The 23,749-nt window shown below is 65.5% G+C and carries 20 protein-coding genes; 13 read left to right on the top strand and 7 right to left on the bottom strand.

From position 1 onward, the window contains the following. Positions 1-207 precede the first annotated feature (207 nt). The 6 genes from FZ938_RS02105 to FZ938_RS02080 all read left to right on the top strand — a co-directional run bounded on the left by FZ938_RS02105 (position 208) and on the right by FZ938_RS02080 (position 6,604). Positions 208-681, top strand: a complete 474-nt coding sequence (locus FZ938_RS02105) for a MarR family winged helix-turn-helix transcriptional regulator (protein ID WP_045580172.1) — start codon at positions 208-210, stop codon at positions 679-681. 183 nt (positions 682-864) lie between these two features. Further along, entirely contained in the window at positions 865-2,253 is a 1,389-nt protein-coding gene (locus FZ938_RS02100; protein WP_246798987.1) for a cation:proton antiporter, read from the top strand. Positions 2,254-2,462: 209 nt separating this feature from the next. Continuing rightward, entirely contained in the window at positions 2,463-3,692 is a 1,230-nt protein-coding gene (locus tag FZ938_RS02095) for an ABC transporter substrate-binding protein (RefSeq protein ID WP_149197040.1), read from the top strand. Positions 3,693-3,815: 123 nt separating this feature from the next. Beyond that, positions 3,816-4,703 (top strand): branched-chain amino acid ABC transporter permease, encoded by an 888-nt coding sequence (locus FZ938_RS02090; protein WP_149197653.1) that lies wholly within the window; start codon positions 3,816-3,818, stop codon positions 4,701-4,703. Between the two features lie 4 nt (positions 4,704-4,707). Further along, positions 4,708-5,706 carry a branched-chain amino acid ABC transporter permease gene (locus tag FZ938_RS02085; RefSeq protein WP_149197039.1) on the top strand — a complete coding sequence of 333 codons (999 nt, stop codon included), beginning with the start codon at positions 4,708-4,710 and terminating at the stop codon, positions 5,704-5,706. 235 nt (positions 5,707-5,941) lie between these two features. Continuing rightward, positions 5,942-6,604, top strand: a complete 663-nt coding sequence (locus FZ938_RS02080; protein WP_149197038.1) for a phasin family protein — start codon at positions 5,942-5,944, stop codon at positions 6,602-6,604. Positions 6,605-6,720: 116 nt separating this feature from the next. On the opposite strand, the gene FZ938_RS02075 is transcribed toward FZ938_RS02080, so the two are convergent. After that, positions 6,721-7,563: a 23S rRNA (adenine(2030)-N(6))-methyltransferase RlmJ gene (locus tag FZ938_RS02075; RefSeq protein ID WP_149197037.1), complete on the bottom strand. Its 843-nt coding sequence runs from the start codon at positions 7,561-7,563 to the stop codon at positions 6,721-6,723. 69 nt (positions 7,564-7,632) lie between these two features. Further along, positions 7,633-8,316 (bottom strand): transglycosylase SLT domain-containing protein, encoded by a 684-nt coding sequence (locus FZ938_RS02070; RefSeq protein ID WP_149197036.1) that lies wholly within the window; start codon positions 8,314-8,316, stop codon positions 7,633-7,635. Between the two features lie 588 nt (positions 8,317-8,904). Between FZ938_RS02070 and FZ938_RS02065 the strand changes: the two genes are divergently transcribed. Then, positions 8,905-10,260, top strand: coding sequence for a tetratricopeptide repeat protein (locus tag FZ938_RS02065; RefSeq protein WP_149197035.1), 1,356 nt, complete (start codon positions 8,905-8,907; stop codon positions 10,258-10,260). A gap of 15 nt (positions 10,261-10,275) precedes the next feature. Here the strand turns inward: FZ938_RS02065 and FZ938_RS02060 are convergent, their stop codons facing one another. Together FZ938_RS02060 and FZ938_RS02055 are read right to left on the bottom strand one after the other, a co-directional pair. Beyond that, positions 10,276-11,766 carry a hypothetical protein gene (locus tag FZ938_RS02060; protein ID WP_149197034.1) on the bottom strand — a complete coding sequence of 497 codons (1,491 nt, stop codon included), beginning with the start codon at positions 11,764-11,766 and terminating at the stop codon, positions 10,276-10,278. Positions 11,767-11,872: 106 nt separating this feature from the next. Then, positions 11,873-12,097 (bottom strand): anti-sigma factor family protein, encoded by a 225-nt coding sequence (locus FZ938_RS02055; protein ID WP_085089356.1) that lies wholly within the window; start codon positions 12,095-12,097, stop codon positions 11,873-11,875. 351 nt (positions 12,098-12,448) lie between these two features. Here FZ938_RS02055 and FZ938_RS02050 point away from each other — a divergent pair, with 351 nt between their 5' ends. Then, on the top strand, positions 12,449-13,309 hold the full coding sequence (locus FZ938_RS02050) for an SDR family oxidoreductase (RefSeq protein WP_149197033.1): 861 nt from the start codon (positions 12,449-12,451) through the stop codon (positions 13,307-13,309). A gap of 136 nt (positions 13,310-13,445) precedes the next feature. On the opposite strand, the gene FZ938_RS02045 is transcribed toward FZ938_RS02050, so the two are convergent. Both FZ938_RS02045 and FZ938_RS02040 read right to left on the bottom strand, forming a co-directional pair. Then, positions 13,446-13,919: a sigma-70 family RNA polymerase sigma factor gene (locus tag FZ938_RS02045; RefSeq protein ID WP_042695558.1), complete on the bottom strand. Its 474-nt coding sequence runs from the start codon at positions 13,917-13,919 to the stop codon at positions 13,446-13,448. A 467-nt stretch (positions 13,920-14,386) separates the two neighbouring features. Further along, positions 14,387-14,896, bottom strand: coding sequence for a GNAT family N-acetyltransferase (locus FZ938_RS02040; protein WP_149197032.1), 510 nt, complete (start codon positions 14,894-14,896; stop codon positions 14,387-14,389). A 179-nt stretch (positions 14,897-15,075) separates the two neighbouring features. Here FZ938_RS02040 and FZ938_RS02035 point away from each other — a divergent pair, with 179 nt between their 5' ends. The 5 genes from FZ938_RS02035 to FZ938_RS02015 all read left to right on the top strand — a co-directional run bounded on the left by FZ938_RS02035 (position 15,076) and on the right by FZ938_RS02015 (position 22,797). After that, positions 15,076-17,574, top strand: coding sequence for a glycogen/starch/alpha-glucan phosphorylase (locus FZ938_RS02035; RefSeq protein ID WP_149197031.1), 2,499 nt, complete (start codon positions 15,076-15,078; stop codon positions 17,572-17,574). 278 nt (positions 17,575-17,852) lie between these two features. Beyond that, on the top strand, positions 17,853-18,893 hold the full coding sequence (locus FZ938_RS02030; protein ID WP_149197030.1) for an aspartate-semialdehyde dehydrogenase: 1,041 nt from the start codon (positions 17,853-17,855) through the stop codon (positions 18,891-18,893). Between the two features lie 148 nt (positions 18,894-19,041). Then, entirely contained in the window at positions 19,042-20,649 is a 1,608-nt protein-coding gene (locus FZ938_RS02025; protein WP_085089362.1) for a peptide chain release factor 3, read from the top strand. 203 nt (positions 20,650-20,852) lie between these two features. Then, entirely contained in the window at positions 20,853-22,424 is a 1,572-nt protein-coding gene (locus FZ938_RS02020; protein WP_149197029.1) for a sensor histidine kinase, read from the top strand. Beyond that, complete coding sequence (locus tag FZ938_RS02015; RefSeq protein ID WP_149197028.1) at positions 22,417-22,797, top strand: response regulator; 381 nt, start codon at positions 22,417-22,419, stop codon at positions 22,795-22,797. The genes FZ938_RS02020 and FZ938_RS02015 overlap by 8 nt, the downstream gene beginning before the upstream one ends. Positions 22,798-22,806: 9 nt before the next feature. Here FZ938_RS02015 and FZ938_RS02010 read toward each other — a convergent pair whose 3' ends face one another. Beyond that, complete coding sequence (locus FZ938_RS02010; protein WP_149197027.1) at positions 22,807-23,745, bottom strand: transglutaminase family protein; 939 nt, start codon at positions 23,743-23,745, stop codon at positions 22,807-22,809. Between the last annotated feature and the right edge of the window lie 4 nt (positions 23,746-23,749).

Here is a 23,749-nt window from a genome sequence, read left to right as displayed (position 1 = left end):
TTCCTTTCCGCTTATGCCGGTCACACCGCCCGGCCGAAAACCTTCGTGTGGGGACACCCGGCGAAAGGCGCCTGTACAGACGGGTTGTGCCAGACTTTTTCTGGAATTATTAGGATGATTGCCGACGAATGATCGGTTAATCTCGCTTTAAGGTCCCGGTATCGTCCTTGCGCGGGGAACGGCCGGTTAGAGCCAAAGGAGACCGCGGTGCGCAAACCCTATTACGAGAGCATTCTGTTGATCGAGCGGCTTCACCGCCACTTTCTTGAAGTGCTCAAGACTGAGTTGGACCGGCTCGGGATCCAGGACATCAACAACGTCCAGAGCCTGATTCTGTACAACATCGGCGAAGATGAGATGACGGTCGGCGAACTGACCGCGCGCGGTTACTATCTGGGTTCCAACGTCTCCTACAACGTCAAGAAGATGGTCGAGAACGGCTATCTCGGCCAGGAACGCTCCCCGCACGATCGCCGGTCCGTCCGTGTCCGCCTGTCGGAGAAGGGCCTGGACCTGCGCGAAAAGATCAGCGTCATGTTCGAACGTCATCTGACCGCCCTGGAAAAGGCCGGCTTCAGCGACGAGGAACTGACCAAGGCCAACGAGACCCTGCGCAAGCTGGAACGCTTCTGGTCGGCGTCGCTCGACTACAGCGGCTTTCCGATGACCTCTGCGGCCTGACCGGCCGGTATTTGCGAGGCCCCCGCGGTTCCGGCTCCCGCGGGCGGCATCGGGTTCCCGCTTCCCATCGGCCACCACCCTTATCGTGGTCGGCAGGGAAGTGAAGTCGAGCGAGCCGGCATCTCCGCCATACATACCGCATCGTTCCTGCATCCGTCCTGAACCCATCGGCGCCTTCGCGTGTTGACGGGGATTGGCTTTCGCGCGGCCACAGTTGGTCCGGTCGGACGATTTCCGGCGGCCGAGCCGTGCCGAAGGCGCCAAGGCAACGGGCGGCTTATGTCTTATATCGTCATGATGGTGGGGCTCGGGGTCCTGATACTGTTGGTGGCCTGGCTGCCGATGGTGCTGAAGGAACTGCCGCTTTCCTTGCCGATCATCTGCGTCGGGCTTGGCTTCGCGGTGTTCAGCACCCTGCAGCTGGAGAACCCGGAACCACTGCTCTTTCCCCAGGCCACGGAGCGGCTGACCGAACTGATCGTCATCGTCTCGCTGATGGGCGCGGGGTTGAAGCTGGATCGCCGCATCGGCTGGCGGCGCTGGATCATCACCTGGCGGCTGTTGGGCATCACCATGCCGTTGTCGATCCTGATGATCGCGCTGATCGGCTGGTACTGGCTCGATTTCCCGTTGGCGGCTTCGATTCTTCTGGGGGCTGCGCTGGCGCCCACAGATCCGGTCCTTGCGTCCGACATCCAGGTCGGTCCGCCCAAGTCCGGCGAGGAGGATGAGATCCGCTTCAGCCTGACCTCTGAAGCCGGACTGAACGACGGCTTGGCCTTTCCCTTCGTCCATCTTGCCATTGGGGTCGCCCTGTTGAACGGCAACCCACCCTGGGGCATGCTGGAACATTGGGTGCTGCTGGATGTGGTGTGGAAGCTGGGGGCCGGCGTCGGAGTCGGTTGGCTGGTGGGGCGGTTCCTCGGCTATGTCACCTTCCGGGTGCCGAATCGGGCGAATCTGTCACGGACCGGCGACGGATTCGTGTCGCTCGGCATCACGCTGATTGCGTACGGCCTGACGGAACTGGTCAGCGGATACGGCTTTCTCGCGGTGTTCGTCGCTGCACTCGCATTGCGCGATGCCGAGCGGAACAGCGAATATCATGGGCGCTTGCATGATTTCGTCGAGCAGACCGAACGGCTGCTGATGATGCTGATGCTGGTGCTGTTCGGCGGCACGCTGGCTCATGGATTGATCGACGCCCTATCTTGGAGCGCCGTCGGCGCTGCGGCCGTCATCCTGCTTCTGGTGCGTCCGGTTGCTGGAGTGGCGGGTCTGGCCGGCGTGCCGATGCCGGTCGGCGAGAAGCTGGCCATCGGCTTCTTCGGCATCCGCGGCATGGGCAGCATCTATTACGTCGCCTATGCATTGAACGTCGCGGAATTCGACGTGCCCAACGCCCTGTGGGCGGTCACCGGCCTGATCGTGCTTCTCTCGATTCTCGTCCATGGCATCAGTGTGACGCCGGTCATGCGGCGGATCGACCGGCGTCGGCAGGCCGCGGCGGCGCCACCGTCGCCCTCCATACACCGCCGAATGGAAAAAGCGCGCGTTTCGGCCGACTCTTGATGAAAATTGTTGGTGAAGCTGAAATTCAGCTTTTCGTACAAGGTGATGCGCCTGCATAGTGGTCGGGAAGGGGCGGCGTGGACGACCTGACGGTTTCGGATGAAACCAATCAGGCGGACCGACGCGACCGCCCGGGAACCGCCGGACGAACCGATCCGGACGGTCTTCCGCAACATGCGCAACGCAACGCTGTGGGGAGGAATTCACGTATGATCGCACGTCTTCTGGCCGGTGCCGCCCTTGCTGCCCTGACGATCGGTGTCATGTCCACCGGGCCCGCCATGGCCCAGCAGGGCAAGCTTTCCGGTGACATGGTCAAGATCGGTGTGCTGAATGACCGCTCGGGCCTCTATGCCGATCTCGGCGGAGAGGGGTCGGCCATCGCCGCCCGGATGGCGGCCGAGGAGTTCGGCAACAAGATTCTCGGCAAGCCCATCGAGATCATCACCGCCGACCATCAGAACAAGCCCGATATCGGGTCCAACCTCGCCCGTCAGTGGATCGACCAGGACGGCGTCGACGCGATCGTCGACGTGCCGAATTCCGGCGTCGCGCTCGCGGTTCAGGAGGTGACGAAGGAGAAGAAGAAGATCTTCCTGATGGAAGGTCCGGCGACCTCGCGCTTGACCGGCGACGCCTGCTCCCCCACCGGCTTCCACTGGGCCTACGATACCCGCGCCCTGGCGGTCGGCACCGGGCAGGCCATCGTGAAGGAGGGCGGCGACAGCTGGTTCTTCATCACCGCCGACTACGCCTTCGGCCACCAGTTGGAGGCCGACACCTCGGCGGAAGTGAAGAAGGCCGGCGGCAAGATCGTCGGGTCGGTGAAGGCGCCGCTGAACACCGCAGACTTCTCGTCCTTCCTGCTGCAGGCGCAGGCTTCGGGCGCCAAGATTGTCGGCCTCGCCAATGCCGGCGGCGACACCATCACCTCGATCAAGCAGGCCTCCGAGTTCGGCCTGACGCAGAGCGGTCAGCAGAAGCTGGCGGGCCTGCTGATCTTCCTGTCCGACGTCCATGCGCTCGGGCTGCAGGTCGCGCAGGATCTGGTGCTGACCACCGGATTCTATTGGGACCGCGACGACGAGACCCGCGCCTGGTCCAAGAAGTTCTTCGACCGCTACGGCAAGATGCCGACGATGGTGCAGGCCGGCAGCTATTCCGCCGTCCGCCACTATCTGAAGGCGATCGAGGCCGCCGGGACCGACGACGGCCCGACCGTCGCCGCCAAGATGAAGGAGATGCCGGTCAACGACATGTTCGCCAAGAACGGCACGATCCTGCCGAACGGCCGCATGGTCCACGACATGTATCTGGCCCGCGTGAAGAAGCCATCGGAGTCCAAGGGCGCCTGGGATTACTACCAGATCCTGCGCACCATCCCCGGCAAGGAGGCCTTTGCCACCTTCGAGGAGAGCGGCTGCAAGTTGCCGAAGTGATCGCGTCGGTAAACAGGACGACAGGGCAAAAGCCGTGACGTGACGGAGCGGCATCCCCGCCAAGGCGGCGGTCTTCGGACCGGTGCCGCGGCGGGTATGCCGCTGAGGAGTGCGACTCTCATGATGGGAACGATTTTCGGCATTCCGCCCCAGGCGCTGTTCGGCCAGCTTCTGCTGGGGTTGATCAACGGGTCGTTTTACGCGTTGCTCAGCCTTGGGCTGGCGGTGATCTTCGGCATGTTGAACGTCATCAACTTCGCCCATGGCGCGCTCTACATGATGGGCGCCTTCGTGGCGTGGCTGCTGCTGAACCAACTCGGCATCGGCTATTGGTGGGCGCTGCTGGTGGCGCCGCTGATCGTCGGCGCGTTCGGGGTGGTGCTGGAAAAGACGCTGCTGTCGCGGCTCTACAAGCTGGATCACCTCTATGGGCTGCTGCTGACCTTCGGACTGGCTTTGATCGTCGAGGGGGCGTTCCGTCACCAGTATGGCGTCTCCGGCCAGCCTTATCCGATTCCCGCCGAACTCAGTGGTGGCCGGAACCTGGGCTTCATGTTCCTGCCCAATTATCGCGGCTGGGTGGTGGTGGCGTCGCTGATCGTCTGCATCGGCACCTGGATCGCCATCGAGAAGACGAAGCTGGGCGCCTATCTGCGCGCAGCGACGGAGAATCCGGTGCTGGTCCAGGCCTTCGGCATCAATGTGCCGCGAATGGTCACGCTGACCTACGCCTTCGGCGTGGCGTTGGCCGGGCTCGCCGGCGTGCTGGCGGCACCTATCTATCAGGTATCGCCGCTGATGGGCTCGCACCTCATCATCGTCGTGTTCGCGGTGGTGGTGATCGGCGGCATGGGCTCCATCCTCGGCGCCGTGCTGACCGGCTACGGGCTGGGCCTGTTGGAAGGATTGACCAAGGTCTTCTACCCGGAGGCCTCGAACATCGTGGTCTTCGTCATCATGGCGGTGGTGCTGATGGTAAAGCCCGCCGGCCTGTTCGGACGGGAGAGGTAAGCGCATGAGCCTTCATTCGCAGAGCAGTGGCCGAGCGTCCGCACAGGCGGCCGGCGGACCGGCGACGGTGGGGCTGACCCTGGCGAAGGTTGGGGCGCTGGTGGTGCTGGCCGCTCTGCTGGCGGTGCCGTTCCTGCTCTATCCCGTTTTTCTGATGAAGGTGCTGTGCTTCGCGCTGTTCGCCTGCGCCTTCAATCTGCTGATCGGCTTCGGCGGGCTGCTCAGCTTCGGTCATGCGGCATTCTTCGGCAGCGCCGCCTATGTCACCGCCCATGCGGTGAAGGAGTGGGGCTGGTCGCCGGAACTGGGGGTCCTGCTGGGCACCCTGGCCGGGGCCGTCCTGGGGCTGCTGTTCGGCATGATCGCCATCCGCCGGCAGGGCATCTATTTCGCCATGATCACGCTGGCGTTGAGCCAGATGGTCTATTTCCTGGCCCTGCAGTTGCCCTTCACCCACGGCGAGGATGGCATCCAGGCGGTGCCGCGCGGCGTCCTGTTCGGCCTCTTCGACCTGCACAACCCTCTGGCCATGTACTACACGGTGCTGGGCGTCTTCCTGATCGGATTCGCCATCATCTGGCGAACGGTGCATTCGCCGTTCGGGCAGGTGCTGAAGGCGATCCGCGAGAACGAGGCGCGCGCCATTTCTCTGGGCTACCGTACCGACCGCTACAAGCTGCTGGCCTTCGTGCTCTCGGCGTCGCTGGCCGGTCTGGCGGGCGGCACCAAGGCCATCGTCTTCCAATTGGCGACGCTGACCGACGTGACGTGGCAGATGTCGGGCGAAGTCGTGCTGATGACGCTGCTGGGCGGAATGGGCACGCTGACCGGCCCGGTCATCGGTGCTGCCCTGGTGGTGACGCTGGAGAATTATCTGGCGGCGACCAGCCTGCCGGTGCCGGTGGTGATCGGCTGCATCTTCGTCGCTTGCGTTCTGGTATTCCGTCGCGGAATCGCCGGGGAAATCGCGGCGCGTTTTGGAAATCAGAAACAGGGCAGCTGAATACTTGTCTGAAAAACGACAAATATATTAAGGACTGTTTCGTCTGTAAGACCTTACGGTTTCAAAATACCGCATACCCCGAAAGAATGGGTGTGCGGTTATTATTTTGCGTCCTGGAACGTTCTGCTTGTCGGATGTTATAGCTCTCAACGCGTGCGGCGGTGCAGCAAAATGACCGACGCGAGCTTTGGGAAGAAGCGTCCACCCGGACGAACGTATTCGAGGAGCATCCCGCATGGCTATGGACAAGGACACCACGACCAGCGCGCGTGAAACCGCTGACCGGGCAAAAGGCACGGTGGAGGACATGACGCGCGCCGGAGAGGCCACCACCCGCCGCGCCGCCGATGCCGCCCGCTCAATGGGTGAGAACGCGGCGGAGACCGGCCGGCAGGCCGCCGATGCAAGCCTGAACGCCGGTCAGAAGGCAATGGGGGCGGGTGCCGACATGACCCGCCGCGGTGCCGAGACCGCCGGCACCATGATGAACAAGGCCACCGATGTCGCCGGCCGCACCACCGAGCAGCTCCAGCGTGCGCTGGGCCTGTCGAAGGAGGCGCAGGGCGAGGTCGCCAGCCAGACCCGCGAAACCATGGACGTCATGGTCCAGTGCGGCAGCGTTCTGGCCGACGGCTGGCAGAATGCCTGGCGCGAATGGATGGGGCTGGCGCAGGACGTCGCTTCGCGCAATGCCGAGGGAATGAACGCGCTGATGCGCAGCCGCACCGTCCCCGATTTCTACGCGGCGCAGAGCCGCATGCTGAAGGACAACATGCAGATGGTCCTCAGCCGCAGCGTCAAGATCTCGGAGATGTCGGCGAGCACCGCCAACACGGCGATCGGCAAGCTGAACGCCCGCCTGGAAGGTGCGGCGCAGCAGACGGAACGCCGCTTCTGAACGTCTGGCCGACTGCATCGGCACGTCATCGATAACGAACGGTCTCCATCCTGACTGAACCCCGGCCCGCAAGGACCGGGGTTTTTTCTGCGCCGGATAGGCTGCCTACCCGCTCGTTATGACGCTTCAGGCGTGAGCCAGCTCACCGCGGCCCCGCCGCCGGTGGAGGGCAGGGCGCTGTGCAGGGCCGGCAGCATTTCCTTCAGCGTCTGGTCCAGCTTCCAGGGCGGATTGACGATCAGCAGGCCGGAGCCGTTCAGCCGCAGATGGGTGTCCTCGGGATGCCAGGTCAGTTCCGCGATCAGCACCTTCGGGATGCCGGTCTTCTCCACCGCATCCTGGAAGCGCCAGACCGCCGCGCGCTCCTTGATCGGATACCACAGGGCGAAGATGCCGGTGGACCAGCGGCGGTGCGCCTGCGCCAGCCCCTCCGCCATGCGGGCGAACTCGTCGGGCTGCTCGAAGGGCGGATCGATCAGCACCAGCCCGCGCTTCTCCTTGGGCGGCAGATGGGCCTTCAGCGCGGTGTAAGCATCGGACTGGTGGACGGCGACGGAGCGGTCACCGGCGAACTCCGCCTTCAGGCTGACGGCGTCATCCGGATGCAGCTCGACCAGCACCATGCGGTCCTGCGGGCGGAGGGCGGCGCGGGCGATTCGCGGAGAGCCGGGATACCAGCGCAGGGCGCCGTCGGGGTTCAGCGCTTGGACGGCATCCAGATAGGGCGCCAGCGCCGGATGCGGCAGGGGATGGCCGAACAGCCGGCCGATGCCCTCGTCGCTCTCACCGGTCTTGCGGGCCGCTTCGGAGGTCAGGTCGTAGCGGCCGATGCCGGCATGGGTGTCCAGAACGCAGAATGGCGTCGGCTTGGCGCGCAGATGATCAAGGATCAGCGCCAGCACGGCGTGCTTCATCACGTCGGCCGGGTTGCCGGCGTGGAAGATGTGGCGGTAGTTCATGCGTCGGGGTTTACCCGATCACGCAACGCGGCGCCAGCGCTCTTGCCGGCGCGTTCGGTCGGTGGACGATCAGTTGATCGCCGCGACCTGCTGTGCATTGTGGAAGCTGCGGCGGGTGCGCGGGGCGACGCTGACGGGATCGCTATCCTCGCAGCGGGAAGAGGCCAGCAGCTTGGCACTCTGCGTGTCCAGTTCGCCCAGGCTCTGCCAGATCTTGCAGACATAGGCCTGGGCGCGACGACCGGAGCTGCCGTTGTAGCGGGCCAGCGCGGTCTTCCAGTTGCCTTCCTCACCATGGAAGCGGACCAGAAGCTGACCGGCGTAGAACACGTTGTCGCGCGGCTCGACGATCTTCTCCAGCGGCTGGAACTCGCCACGGTGGGTGGCGACCGACAGCTGCATGCAGCCGACATAGGTGTTGGAGCGAAGCTGGCCGCGGTGATCGCGAAGGTGACGGGCGGCGTCGCTGACGTTGCGGGCGTAGTAGGGACGGCCCTGCACGCTCATGGCAAAGGGATGGGGAGCGCCGTCCTGGCCGCTCTCGACCAGGGCGATGGCCACCAGCATCCCGGAAGGAATGCCGAGCTTCTGTTCGGCTTCCACCGCGTGGGTGACGCAGCTTTCCTTAGAAACGGTCTGGGCCTGGGCGGTTCCGCAAACGGAGAGCGCCACCAGGGGAGCCGTCAGCAGTCCCGCAGCCAGTGCGAAGCGTCCACACGTTGTGGCGCCTACGCGCTGATTTCGTCCCCGCATCCCAAACCTCCTTCTGCTGTCGCCCCGTATTATACGGCGGCTGTTTGACCCCCCGCGCGGGGCCGTTGTTCCGGTCACCGAGTCGCTTACGGCGACCGCCTCCTACCCAGATGTTCAGCGCCTCCCGATTGGGCGCCGCGGCAACACTTCCAAAAATTTGATCCATCGTCAACCCGCTTGCATCCTGGTAATACCACAGCTTTCGTCCGTCAGATGTCACCCAGGCTCGCCGAACGGACGGCTTAGGCGCTTCGGTCAGGTTCATAAGTCATTGAATCGCCACATTTTCCGGCAAAATCGATTGGGGTGCCGCTGCTGTCGCTCTTGACCCTTCGGATGGGGGACAAAAAAGGGGCTACTGCGACCGCGTGTCGCCCGAATCACACTTCGGAAGGATTTTCGCACACCCCTTGCGCGCCGCAGCATGTTGGGGCAGTAAACTCCGCCGCCCTGTTTTCCTGGACTCGGTTCCCTGGACCAGGTCGGTGCCGCAGCGACGCCCGGGACGGCCCGATGGCGGGCGGAGGTGGGCTATCCGGGCCGGCGGCATTTCCCTGGCCGAAGCCCGCGATCAGAGGAACTCCATCCGTGTCCGCGGATACCTCCATCGGCGACGAGCCGCAAATCTACAATCTCGATCAAATGTTCCGGTTCGGTTACGACCGGCTCTACGCGGGGGATAATGGCGGAGCCGTGCGCGCATTCCGCGCCGGCGTCGCCGTCGACCCCGCCCATGCGGAGGCATGGTCCGCACTGGCGGAAGCCGGCGGCGGGACCGAGGCGGCAGGGCAGGTGGCCGCCTGTTTCCGGCGCGCCGTCTCTCTGGAACCCGGCAATTGGGGCTGGCGGCTGATGCTGGCCGATGCGCTGCGGCAATGCGGCGAAACCGATGCTGCACACGCGTTATTCCACTCCCTTGTGGCGGAGCGGAGCGATTCGGCACCGGCGCGACTCGGCCTTGCCCGCTGCCTCGCCGCTGCCGGCCGCCAGGAGGAGGCGCTGGAGGAGTACCGGGAGGCGGTGGCTCTACGCCCCAACGACCGTGATGCCGTCCTCGCGCTGGCGGAGGCGCTAGCCCTGTCCGGCGATGCGCTGGCGGCGGTAGAACTGCTTCAGCCGCTGGCCCGGCGGCTTGAGGATGATGCGTCCGTCCATCACGCACTGGGCCGCAGCTGGCTTGCCCTGCGCGAACCGACGAAGGCGTTGGCCGCGCTGCGCCACGCCCGAACCGCCGCCGAAGGGGACGAGGCGGCGGCGATCGAACGTCTGATCGCGGCACTGGAGGCCGGGGAGGGCACCGACCTGTCCGCCTCCTATGTCCGCGCCCTGTTCGACCGCTATGCCGACCGATTCGACCAGGATCTGGTGGGTAAGCTCGGCTACGCGGCGCCCGAACTGCTGAGGTCGGCGCTCGACCGCATCACGCCCGGCGCTGTCGGGTTGCGCATCCTCGATCTCGGTTGCGGTACCGGACTGGCCGGCGTCGCCTTCAAGCCGCTGGCCTCTCGGCTCGCCGGAGTCGATCTGTCGCCGCGGATGGTCGAGAAGGCGCGGCAACGCCGCCTCTATGATGAACTGACCGTCGGCGACGTCGTCGAGGCGATGGAGCGGACGCCCGGTGGCTGGGACCTGCTGGTCGCCGCCGACGTCCTTGTCTATATCGGCGACCTCGTTCCCGTCTTCGCGGCGGCCGCCCACGCCCTTCCGCCGGGAGGCCGTTTCGCAGCCACCGTCGAACGCCTGCCGGGCGAACCGGCCTCGCTTACGGGCGAGTCTTTCGTGCTCGGTGCGACCCGCCGTTATGCCCATTCCGAACAATATGTCCGGGCAACTGCAGAAGCGGCAGGCTTCCTCATCCGCCTGATGGAACCCTGCACTCCGCGACGGGAAAAGGGCATGCCCGTCCCCGGTCTCCTGTTCGTGGTGGAACGGGCGGCACGGTAGCGATCCGACTGCGGGTCAGATCGCCTGTGTATAGCGGCCGGTATCGCCGGGCAGGCACCAGCGTGCATGCAGTTGCCCCTTGGCGTCGAAGCTGCAGGCGATCCAGCCGGAACCGTACAGCAAGCGCCGGCCGCCATCGGCGAAGGGCGGCATTTCGAACCGGTGGGCGGGCAGGGGATGGTCAGGGCGGGTGGCCAGCGGTTCCGCCAGTCGCCACCTCCATCCCCCCGCCGGGGTGGTGGTCGTGGTGAAGCGCGGCGCGTAGAGCTGCCACATCTCCAGTCCGCCGCCGCGCAGCACGCCCCGCGCCCCCGCCCCACCGGCGATTCCGCGCGAAGCGACCGTGATCCGGCAGCCGCTGCGTCGGGAGAATTCGGCCAATGTGCCGATCATCCGCTCCCATTCGGCATGGCGTCCCGGTGCCGACCAGTGATCGCCGAACCGGCCACGCAGCCGGGAGGGAAGCACGCCGCCCAGCTGGTCAAGCAAGGCGGCGGCCGGGGTCAGCAGCGGCCCGCCGCTGACCAGGATCAGGTGGCGACAAGCGGCGAAGCGGTCGAGCCAGTCCGGCAACATGCTCCAGCTGCGTTCCGACAGCATGCGCCGGCCGTTGCGGTCGCTCCAATTGTCGAGCGTCAGCAGTCCGACTTCGCCCATGGTGAATCCCTGGGCCAGCGTTCCGCACTCCGAACCCCACAGGCAATCGGGCGGGCTGTCGGCGACGGAGCCGGTCTGGAAAAGCTGGACCTGCCGGCGGGTTGCCGCGAACAGCGGACGCAGGCTGCGCGAGGCGGCGTCGCCCTCCTCCCGGCCGCCCCAGGCGCTGGCCAGCAGCCGGCCGAGATCGCCGCCGTCCCACACCATGACCGAGGGGATCGACGCCAACGCCGACGCTGCGGCGGCCCCGCTCCAAGTCCGCAGCATGCGGTCGAAGCCGGCGGCCATCAGCTCTTCCGCCACGCCGGGCAGTGCGGGGCCAAGCCGGCGGGAGGCATCGGACAGCAGGGCATTCGCCTGGGGGGCCGCGGCCGTCACGGCGTCGCCGTCGATCTGTCCGCCGGCCTGGACAATCAGGTGATAGCGGTCGGGGGAATGCCGGGCCAGGAGATCGGACCAGAGGGCCGGTGACGCACCGGTCGAGCCTCTGCCCTCCGGAGCGCCACCACCGGTCATTCCGCTTCCGTAAAGAATAGCTATGCGCGGGAGTGAATGACGACCTGGAACGACCACGGTCCAGCGGGGGCCGTCGGGAAAGCCGTAGGTGACGTCGGTGTCGCGCATGCCGCGCGGGACGGCGAAGTCGAATCGCCAGAGCTGACGGTGGCGCCAATGAGTCAGATGCCGCGGCGGGACGGGCAGGGTAACGCCATCCACCCGCAGATCGTCGGGTTCGACCTCCCCGTCCAGAACGAACAGCGCCGACAGCCACCAACGGTCGCGCTGCTCACCACGGAAATACAGGATGGGACCAAGCAGGATGCTCGGTTCCGCTCGTCTCGGCGCCATGCTTCATCCGTCCGAACCGGCCCTTCCCCCAAAGATGGGCCTGCCGCATGCAATAGCGCAAGGCGCGGCCGGACGGCGAAAAATTATCGCGCTCCGAGACGGGCGGTCAGCCGTTCCGCTTGCGCAACAGCTCCAGCATTCGGGGCGGCACCTCTTCGTTCAGGACCGGGTCGTACAGGCGATGAAGCTCCTCCACATGCTGGCGATGCTGGGCCAGCAGCGCCTTTGCGTCGGGATCGCTCTCGACCACGCTTTCGAATTCTGCGCGCTCCCGCTCGTCCAGGGCGCCGTCCAGATAGGCGTTGATATCGGTCATCGTCACACGCTTCATCTCTGTCGTTCCCGGATGGGTCGCCGGGGTTCTCCCCTGGGACACGATCAACCGTGACACGTCCGGTGGCCCCGCCGTTCCCGGAAAGTTCGGCCGAAAGGACGCATACCTCATCTTATGGGCATGATCCTCGGTCCTACCAGTCCGACAAACGGCGCGATCACAGCTCACTTTCGAGGCGAGCAAACCGGCGCTGTCATCCTCTTTCGCGTCGCCCGGCCAAGTAACAGGGCGGTACGGCCGATTGTTCCGGTTTCCGTTGGTGTGGAACGCCGCGCAATGGGGACTGTTGTGATTGTGCAACTCACCCCATCCGCGCCCTGACAGGGTTGCCGAAGAAGGAGAATGGCTATGGCGCAACAGGAGGGCAGACAACCGCCCCAGCACCAGAACACGCAGCCGGGCCGTCAGGCGCCCATGACTCCGCAGCCGTCGGAAACACGCCCCGCCTACCGCGGCAGCGGCAAGCTGCGCGACAAGGTGGCATTGATCACCGGCGGCGACAGCGGCATCGGCCGGGCGATCGCCGTTCTGTACGCGCGCGAAGGCGCGAAGGTCGGCATCCTGTACCTGAACGAGGACGACGACGCCCGCGAGACCCGCCGCCTGGTCGAAGCCGAGGGCCAGCCCTGCACCATCCTGAGCGGCGACGTCGGCAGCGAAGAAACCTGCCGCAAGGCAGTGGAGCGCATCGTCGGCGAGCATGGCCGCCTCGACATCCTGATCAACAATGCGGCTGAACAGCATCCGCAGAAGTCGATCGAGGACATCACCGCCGAGCAGTTGGAGCGGACCTTCCGCACCAACATCTTCGGACAGTTCTATATGGTGAAGGCTGCCCTGCCGCACATGCACGAGGGTGCCTGCATCATCAACACCACCTCCGTCACCGCGTACAAGGGCAGTCCGGAATTGCTGGACTATTCGGCGACCAAGGGCGCCATCGTCGCCTTCACCCGGTCGCTGTCCATGGCTTTGAGCGACCGCGGCATCCGCGTCAACGCCGTGGCTCCCGGTCCGATCTGGACCCCGCTGATCCCCTCCACCTTCGACGAGAAGAAGGTCGAGAGCTTCGGCGGCAATGTGCCTATGAAGCGGGCCGGCCAGCCGGACGAGGTGGCGCCGGCCTATGTGTTCCTGGCATCCGATGACTCTTCATATATGTCCGGGCAAGTGCTGCACCCGAACGGCGGCACGGTGGTGAACGGCTGACTGGGAGCCGTTCGTTTGACCGGGCAGCGCTCACAACCCCAAGCCGATCCGACGAGCCCCGGTGCAGGTTGCACCGGGGTTTTTCAATCGTGGAGTGTTCGCAGCTGGCGGGCGGGCCATCAGGGAAGGTGTCGGATCAGGCGGCCATCAGGTTGTTCAGCCGCTCCCGTGCCCGGCACAGGCGGGAACGGATGGTGCCGATCGACACGTTCAGCGTCTCGGCCGCTTCCTGATAGGGACGCCCTTCGATGGCGACCAGCTTCACGACCTTGCGCTGGCTGGGGGTGAGGGAGGAAAAGGCGCGGTCGACGTCGCGGAAGACCAGACGCGACATCTGCGCCGCGTCGACCGACATGGCGCCGTCCCACAGTTCCACCTTCGTCACATGGCGGTCACGCTGCAGGTTGTTGAAATGCAGGTTCTTCAGCATGGTGGTCAACCACGCCTGCATGTTCGTGCCGGGTTCGAAACGATGCTGGCGCGACAGGGCACGGGCCAGGCAGTCCTGCAGCAGGTCCTCTGCGGCGTTGGCGTCACGGGTCAGCTTGCAGGCATAACGCTGCAGGTTCGGCATGCAGCGGATCAGTTCGTTTTCGAACGAGTACGCCATGGTCTTTCCTTCCTCCACGGTCTGTGTACGTCTCCCGCCGGCCGGGTGAGCGGCGGCGCCCTTCGCAGTACGGGCGGGGCGCAGGGCGGGGACGGCATTGGGCTTTCCGGCGCGCAAAAGCGGCGCCACCGGTTCGAAGGGCTGACAGTGTGTATGCGGTCTTGAGCGCTCGGTACGCCCTGGCGATCGGCTCCAGGGTCCTCCCGGGCCGGCCCGTCATCTGCTGCGGGTCGGTGGCCCCTGGAGAGTGTTGCGGAACGATCCGTTCGGCGGTGGCGTCATTGAGGAGGTCCCGTTGTTGCCCGTCGTTGATCGTGTCGGGAGCTAAACGCGCCGTCCTCCACGGATGTTCCACCGCAGGAACCGGAAAGAGTGACATCGGTGGCAGATTGCGGAGATTCCGGTCCCGTCTCCGCTTGCCGGGCTTACCACCATCGAACGCGCCCGCCGGTGCGGCGCTGCAACACTCAGTCGTTGGAAAACAGCGGTTTTTCCAGGCGAAGCGCCGCCATTCCATCCTCGTAGTAATCAGGATATTCCGCGAATCGGCGATAGCCGGCCGCGGTATAGAGCGCGATGGCGGCGGCATTATCCGCCCGCACCTCCAGTCTCATTCCACGGCAGCCATGGGCGGCGGCGGCGGCCTCCAGCGCCGCCAGCAGTCGGCGGCCGATTCCCTGTCCGCGGTTCCCCGGCGCCACCGCGAATGAGGTGAGGCGGGCGAAGCGCGTGCCGGCATGGAAGCTGACCACCCCATAGGCAAGTGGCAGCCCCCCCACATTCGGCACTTGGCGGTATGCCGTCAGCACCACACCTTTTGCCTTGTGGATCGCATAACGGAAGTTGCGCTGCGTCATCTGGTCGGTCGGGAAGCTTTGCTCCTCGATCGCCAGCAGCGCGGCTATGTCGGCCAATTCGGCATGGCGGATGCGGATGAATGCTGCATCGCAGTGGACAGGATCGGATTCGTGAAGCATCGTTGACGGGAAAAAGGGGAGGGGACGACAGCCTACTCCCTTTTACCACGACGAAACGACGGTGCGTTCCATCTTGGGAAAGCTTTGCTTAACCAACAGGGCAGACACTTCCCCCATGATTGGAGCGCCGTCCTTCCAGCCGCCCGCTCCTATTGGCCTTTCACGCAGAAAGTCAGGACATGGACGCTCGGTTCAAATCTCGCGACATCGAACGCCGCAGCCTTGATGTCGATGGCCTCAAACGGTCGTTCCTGGAATGGCTGGTCTATTCGGTCGGCAAGGATGCACGCGCCGCGACGCGCCGTGACTGGTTCCACACCGTGGCGCTGGCCGTTCGCGACCGCGTCGTCGACCGCTGGATGGACACGACCCGCAGCTATTACCAGGAAGACGCCAAGCGCGTTTACTACCTGTCCCTGGAATTCCTGATCGGGCGGCTGCTGACCAACAGCCTGTCGAACCTGGGCATCATGGACGAATGCCGTCAGGCGCTCGACCGTCTCGGCCTGTCGATGGACGACGTGGTCGATGCCGAGCCGGACGCGGCGCTGGGCAACGGCGGCCTCGGACGTCTGGCCGCCTGCTTCCTCGACAGCATGGCCTCGCAGGGCCTGCCCGGCTACGGCTATGGCATCCGCTACGAGTTCGGCCTGTTCGAGCAGCGCTTCGAGAATGGCTGGCAGGTCGAATATCCGGAGCAGTGGCTGCAATTCGGCAACCCGTGGGAGTTCGCCCGTCCGGAGGTGCTGTACCCGGTCCAGTTCTATGGCCGCGTCGAGGAGTTCCGCGACAGCGTCGGCGAGCGCGCCTATCGCTGGGTCGATGCCGACCGCGTGCTGGCGATGGCCTATGACACCCCGGTCGTCGGCTTCGGCGGCGAGACGATCAATACGCTGCGCCTGTGGTCGGCCCGCGCCACCCGCGACTTCAACTTCGGCCATTTTAACGACGGCGCCTACATGAAGGCGGTCGAGCAGAAGATCCTGTCGGAGAACCTGAGCCGCGTCCTCTATCCCAACGACGCGACGGAGACCGGCAAGGAACTGCGGCTGAAGCAGGAGTATTTCTTCACGTCGGCCTCGCTGCAGGACATCCTGCGCCGCTATCTGCAGCATCACTCCACCTTCGACAATCTGCCCAACAAGGCGGCGATCCAGCTGAACGACACCCACCCGGCCATCGGCATCGCCGAACTGATGCGCCTGCTGGTCGATCAGCACGCCCTGCGCTGGGACGATGCGTGGGAGATCACCCGGGCCACCTTCGCCTACACCAACCACACCCTGCTGCCCGAGGCGCTGGAAGCCTGGCCGGTGCGGATGATCGAGCGGGTGCTGCCGCGCCACATGCAGATCATCTACGAGATCAACGCCAAGTTCCTGAACCGGACCAAGGCAAAGGCCGAAGGCGACAACGCCAGGCTGTCGCGCCTGTCGCTGATCGACGAGCGCGGCGAGCGCCGGGTCCGTATGGGCAATCTCGCCTTCCTCGGCTCGCACAGGGTCAACGGCGTGTCAGCCCTGCACACCGAACTGATGAAGCAGACGGTGTTCGCCGACTTCCATCAGGAATTCCCGGACCGCATCAACAACAAGACCAACGGCATCACTCCGCGCCGCTGGCTGAAGCAGGCCAACCCGGCCCTGTCGGAACTCATCACCACCCGCATCGGCGAGGGCTGGATCTCCGACCTGTCGCAGATCGCGGCCCTGCGCGAGAAGGCCGACGACGTGGTGTTCCGCGAGGAGTTCCGCCGGGCCAAGCGCAAGAACAAGAAGCGTCTGGCCGCCTACATCGCCCGACAGACCGGTGAGGAGGTGCTGGTCGACAGCATCTTCGACGTGCAGGTCAAGCGCATGCACGAATACAAGCGCCAGCTGCTGAACGTGCTGCACACCATCGCGCTGTACAACGAGATGCGCGACAACCCGACGGTCAGCTGGGTGCCGGTGACCAAGGTGTTCGCCGGCAAGGCGGCGCCGTCCTACCACATGGCCAAGCTGATCATCAAACTGATCAACGACGTCGCCAAGGTGGTGAACCACGACCCGTCGGTGCACGACAACCTGAAGGTCGTGCTGCTGCCGAACTACAACGTCACCGCGGCGGAGATCATCATCCCGGCCGCCGACCTGTCGGAGCAGATCTCCACCGCCGGCATGGAGGCGTCGGGCACCGGCAACATGAAGCTGGCCCTGAACGGCGCCCTCACCATCGGCACGCTGGACGGCGCCAACGTCGAGATCCGCGAGCATGTCGGGCCGGACAACATCTTCATCTTCGGCATGACCGCGGAGGAGGTGAACGACCTGCGCGCCAGCGGCGGCTTCAACCCGCGCGATGTGATCGCGTCGAACCCGAGCCTGAAGCGGGCGCTCGACATGATCTCCACCGGTGCCTTCTCGCCGGACGACCGCAATCGCTACCACCCGATCGTCCAGGCGCTGACCGACGGCGGCGACCATTTCCTGGTGACGGCGGACTTCGCCGACTATTGCCGGGCCCAGGACGCCGCGATGCAGTTGTACCGCGATCCGGAGGAATGGACCCGCAAGGCCATCCTGAACACCGCCAACATGGGCTGGTTCTCGTCCGATCGTACGGTCAACGAGTACGCCCAGGAGATCTGGGACGTACACCCGGTACACCCGAGCCATGACGGCGAGGGGTTCCGGTAATTTTCGAATGGGCGAATGCGCAGGCGCTTTACAATGCCTGCGCATTCGGATAAGAAGGCGCCATGAACCGCACGGCCATCACCACCACTACGACCAAAAAAGCGACTCGTTTCGGCGGGCAGCGTCGTGGTGCGTGCTGATCGGATCGACCAGCGTTTCTTCCACGAGGCAGGCCCCGCCGGACAACGGACGGGGCCTCGTCGTATCCGGGGTCCGCTGTCCGAACGACCGATAGGCCGGTCCGATCAACAGTGCGATAGACAGGACGGAACCCCGCCATGAGCAGCAACAACGCCTCCGCTTCTTCCAAGTCCCTCCGCGTCGCCGTGGTCGGCGCCACCGGCGCCGTCGGCCGCGAGATGGTCAAGGTCCTGCACGACCGCAACTTCCCGGTCGCCGAACTCGGCCTGTTCGCCTCCGAGCGTTCCGCCGGCAAGGTGCAGGAGACCCCCTACGGCGCCCTGACCCTGCAGGCCTTCGACGCCGCGGTGGTCAAGGGCTATGACGTTGTCCTGCTGGCGGTGTCGGGCGACTTCGCCAAGGCGCATGCCAAGGATCTGGCCTCGGCCGGCGCGCTGGTGATCGACAACAGCTCCGCCTTCCGCTACGACGCCGACATCCCGCTGATCGTTCCGGAAATCAATGCCCACGTCTTCCGCGAGGCGTACGCCGCCGGTTCGCGCCTGATCGCCAACCCGAACTGCACCACGGCCATCGCCGTCGTGGCTCTCGGCCCGCTGCACAAGGCCTTCGGCATCAAGCGCGCCATCGTCTCCACCTATCAGGCCACCAGCGGCGCCGGCGCCGAGGGCATGGCCGAGCTGGAGGAGCAGACGCGCAACCAGTTGGACGGCAAGCCGGTCACCAACAGCGTGTTCCGCCATCCGATCCCCTTCAACCTGATCCCCCAGATCGATGCCTTCCAGGAGAACGGCTACACGAAGGAGGAGATGAAGGTGACGTGGGAGACGCGGAAGATCATGGAGGTCCCGGACCTGCTGGTCAGCTGCACCGCCGTCCGCATCCCGACCTACCGCGCCCATTCCGAGGCCATCACGCTGGAAACCATCCAGCCGGTCACGCCCGACGCCGCCCGCGCCGTGCTGGCCGATGCCGCCGGCGTGAAGGTGGTGGACGATCCGGCCAACGGCGCCTACCCGATGCCGCTGAACGCCACCGGCCAGTATGACGTCGAGGTCGGGCGCATCCGCAGCAACCTGGTGTTCGGCGACCATGGCCTGGACCTGTTCGTCTGCGGCGATCAGCTGCTGAAGGGCGCCGCCCTGAACGCGGTGCAGATCGCCGAGCTGGCTCTGTAAGACAGGCGGCCCAGCCCGATCCCAAGGCTCTGGAATCCCAGGGCCGGCACTGCTATGTAATGCGACGGGGGCCGACGGGCGTTTTTCGCCTGTCGGCCCTTTCGCCGTTCGCACCAGATAACGCCTTTCTAGTCACGGGACTTCGCGCATGTCCGAACTTCAGGACGCCGTCTCCCGCCGTCGGACCTTCGCTATCATCGCGCACCCCGACGCCGGTAAGACCACGCTCACGGAAAAGCTGCTGCTGTTCGGCGGCGCCATCCAGATGGCCGGCGCCGTCAAGGCGCGCGGCGAGCAGCGGCGCGCCAAGTCCGACTGGATGAAGGTGGAGCGCGAGCGCGGCATTTCCGTCACCGCCTCGGTCATGACCTTCGATTTCGATGGGCGCACTTTCAATCTGCTCGACACGCCGGGCCACGAGGACTTCTCGGAGGACACCTATCGCACGCTGACCGCGGTCGACAGCGCGGTGATGGTGATCGACGGCGCCAAGGGCATCGAGGCGCAGACGCTGAAGCTGTTCGAGGTCTGCCGTCTGCGCGACGTGCCGATCATGACCTTCTGCAACAAGATGGACCGCGAGGCGCGCGATCCCTTCGACCTGATCTCGGAGATCGAGAGCGCGCTGGCGCTGGAGGTCACGCCGGCCAGCTGGCCGATCGGCATGGGCCGCGACTTCCTCGGCTGCTACGACCTGATCCGCGACCGGCTGATCCTGATGGACCGCAGCAAGGGCGACGAGATCGACGAGGGCATCGAGTGCAACGGCCTGGACGATCCCCGTCTGGACGAACTGCTGCCCGCCCACGCCGTCGCCAAGCTGCGCGAAGAGGTGGAGATGGCGCGCGGGCTGATGCCGGCCTTCGATCTGGAGGCCTATCGCGCCGGCCATCTGACGCCGATCTATTTCGGCTCCGCCATCAACAACTTCGGCGTGCGCGAGCTGCTGTCCGGTCTGGCGGAGAACGCCCCGCCGCCGCGTCCGCAGCCGGCCGATCCGCGCACCGTCCAGCCGGACGAGGAGAAGGTCACCGGCTTCGTGTTCAAGGTCCAAGCCAACATGGACCCGAACCACCGCGACCGCATCGCCTTCGTCCGCCTCTGTTCCGGCCGCTACAAGCGCGGCGCCAAGCTGAAGCATATCCGCTCCGGCAAGCTGATGGCGGTCAACAACGCCGTGCTGTTCCTGGCCCGTGACCGCGAGGTGGCGGAAGAGGCGTGGCCCGGCGATATCATGGGCATTCCCAACCACGGCAGCCTTCGCATCGGCGACACGCTGACGGAGGGCGAGGATCTGCGCTTCACCGGCGTGCCCAGCTTCGCGCCGGAACTGCTGCAGCGAGTCCGGCCGGACGATCCGATGCGGGTGAAGCATCTGCGCAAGGCGCTGGAGCATTTCGCCGAAGAGGGCGCCTCCCAGGTGTTCAAGCCGCTGACCGGCGCCGACTGGGTCGTCGGTGTCGTCGGCCAGCTTCAGTTCGAGGTTCTGGCCTCGCGGATCGAGGCGGAGTACGGCATCGCCGCCCGCTTCGAAGGGGCCGGACTGGACGCCGCGCGTTGGGTCGAGACCGACGACAAGGTCCAGCTGGAAAAGTTCATCGAGCTGAACCGTTCGGCGCTGGCGGAGGACCATGACGGCGCCCTGGTGTTCCTGGCCCGCAATGCCTGGCACCTGAACCGGGCGCAGGAGGATTTCCCGGCATTGCGCTTCCTGAAGACCCGCGAACAGAACCGCAAGGTCCACACGGCCGCATAAAATCGACGCCGCCCAAACGCCCGCCCACATGCGCCACGGGCGTGGGCGGGCGTCCATTCACGAGAAAACCTGTAAAGGCTTATCAGCCGGACTGACGGCTTGACGGCGTCGGTCCGGTGACGGACCTTGTGCAATGCAGGTGATAGTTTCGACACTGAAGCGATGGCCTCCGTCGGACGGATATGGTCGGAAAAGAGGCGGACATGGCGATGGGATTGGACGAGCTTCTGGATAGCGGCGGATTCATACCCCATGGAGTCTGCCTGCTCTGGCGCCCCGATATCCTGATGCTGCATGTCGGGTCCGACATTCTGATCGGCCTGTCCTATTTCTCGATTCCAGTGGCGCTGACATATTTCGTCATGCGGCGGCGAGACGTGGCCTTCGGCTGGGTGGCGCTGCTGTTCGCGCTGTTCATCATCGCCTGCGGCACCACCCATTTCCTATCGGTCTGGACGCTGTGGACTCCCGATTATGTGCTGGAAGGGCTGGTGAAGTTCATCACCGCCCTGGCGTCGCTGGCAACCGCGGCGGCACTCTGGTGGCTGATGCCGCGCCTGCTGGCCCTTCCGAGCCCACGCGAACTGGAGGCCAGCAACCGTGCCCTTGCGCTGGAGGTGGCGACGCGCCGGGAGATGGAGACCCGCTATTCCAGCTTCTTCAACAATCTGGCCGAGGCGCTGTTCATCGTCCGCGTCGAGCCCGACGGCGAGTTCGCCTTCGAGGCGATCAACCCGGCGCTGGCGCGGGCGACCGGTCTGGATCCGGAGTTGTTGCGAGGCAAGCGAGTCAACGATGCGCTGGGTTCGGAGGTGGCGGAGGCTATCATTCCCCGCTACACACAGTGCCGTGACCGCGGCGAGAGCATAGATTACGAGGAGACGCTGGACCTGCCGGTCGGTCAGCGGGTCTTCCACACCATGCTGGTGCCGGTGAAGGACGCCGCCGGACGGGTGATCCAAATCCTGGGCAGCGGCCGTGACGTGACCGAGCGCAAGCGGCTGCAGGAGGAGGTGGTCCAGACCTCCAAGCTGGCGACGCTGGGCACGTTGGCCGCCGGCATGGCGCACGAGATGAGCCAGCCGCTGAACGTCATCCGGCTTTGGACCGAAAACACCCTGAACCGCCTGCAGGAAAATCTGCTCGAACCCGCCCGTGCCGAAAAGGCCTTGAAGCTGGTGATCGAGCAGACCGACCGCATGGGCAAGCTGATCGACCATGTCCGCACCTTCGGCCGGCGGGACGGCGGCGGCATGCGGGCCTTCCATCCCGCCAATTGCGTGCAGAGCGCCGTGGAGCTTGTGCGCCATCAATATGCGCTGGAAGACGTCGAGATCGTCGAGAGCGCCAGTTCGGCGCAACTGCCGGTAACCGGACGCCCCCTTGAATTGGAACAGGTGATACTCAACCTGTTTTCGAACGCGCGCGATGCTATCGTCGCGCTTCGTGCAACTGGTGGGAAGGCGGGACGCATCATGGTGGCAGTCGGCGACGACCCGGACAGACAGAGCGTGGTCATCCAGGTGACCGACGACGGCGGTGGCATCGACCCCACGGTGCTGCCGCAGATCTTCGATCCCTTCTTCACCACAAAGGAGGTCGGGAAGGGATCCGGCCTCGGCCTGTCGATCGGATACGGCATCATCGACGGCATGGGCGGACGGATCGAAGCCCGCAACGTCGACCTGGAGGGCGGAGGCCGCGGCGTCCGCTTCACCATCACCCTGCCGAGCCAGCCGGTTTCCTCATCCGACAGGGAGTTCTCGCATGCCTGACCCGTTGCACATCCTGATCGCCGAGGACGAGGTGCTGGCGGCGATGGCGTTGGAGGACTTCCTGACCTTCAAGGGATTCCGCGTGACTGTCGCCGCCAATGGCGTGGAGGCGCTGGAGCGCTATGCCCGCGAACGGGTGCACGCGCTGGTGACGGACCTGCGCATGCCGCGCATGGACGGCCAGACGCTGATCCGGGAAATCCGCGAACGGGATGCGACCCTGCCGGTGGTGGTGATGACCGGGTACCTGACCCAGGATAGCGACCTGACGCACGAGCGCTGGAAGCCGCTGGAGATCTTCAGCAAGCCGGTCAACCCGCGCACCATCTGCAACACGCTGCACCGCATGCTGGGCCTGCCGCAGGAGGCGTGAGCGGGTTGCTCAGTCCTCCAGCGGTTCGACGTCGACGCTGACGGTCAGGCCATGGCCGGCCCCGCCGACCAGGACGCCGCGGGCCGGGCTGACGTCGTCGTAATCGCGCCCCCAGGCCACGGTGATGAAATCGCGATTGGCGACGCAGGCGTTGGTCGGGCAGATGTCCAACCAGCCGGCGGCGATCCCGCACCAGACCGATGCCCAGGCATGGCTGACGTCGGCGCCGACCAGCCGCGGCTGTCCCGGCGGGGGCAGGGTGCGCAGATAGCCGGAGACATAGCGTGCGGGCAGGCCGACGGCTCGGGCGCAGCCGACGGCGATGTGGGCGAAGTCCTGGCAGACGCCGCGTCGATTGCGCATAACGGCCGCCAGCGGCGTCGCCACCGTCGTCGCGGTGGGGTCGAAGGCGAAATCGCGGTTGATGCGGTTCATCAGGTCGATGGCCGCCGCCACCGCCGGCCGGCCGGGGGTGAAGCTGCCCCGGGCATAATCAAGCAGTTCCGGGCTGGAGGCGACGAGCGCGCTGTCGAAGCAGTATTGCGTGATCTCCGCCCCGTCATCCGGCCCGGTCAGGCCGCGCAGACTGTCGCGCACCTGTTCCCACGGCTGGGATTCGTTCGGTACCGGCGTCGGCAGATCGAACACCTCCACCTCGCTTTCGGCGATCACGGAGAAGGTCCGGTGTGGTTCCTGAACTGCGACATAGGTGACGGTGTTGCCGAAATAATCCACTCGTTCGGCCCGCACCGCCGGGACCGGATCGATGGTCAGCAGGCTGCGGCGGATACGCTGGCGCGGGTGCGGCCGGGCGCTGAGATGCAGGAGATGGTGGGAGATCGGCACATCCTCGCCATAGTCGTAGGCGGTGGCGTGGCGCACGCGGTAGCGCGTGGAAAGGCCGCCACTGCTGGAAGAGGGGCCGGGAGCGGGGGAAGGGGGCGTCATCGCG

Origin of the sequence: Azospirillum oryzae (assembly GCF_008364795.1) — a bacterium.
GTDB classification, from domain to species: domain Bacteria; phylum Pseudomonadota; class Alphaproteobacteria; order Azospirillales; family Azospirillaceae; genus Azospirillum; species Azospirillum oryzae.
This window is presented reverse-complemented; position numbering and strand designations above follow the sequence as displayed.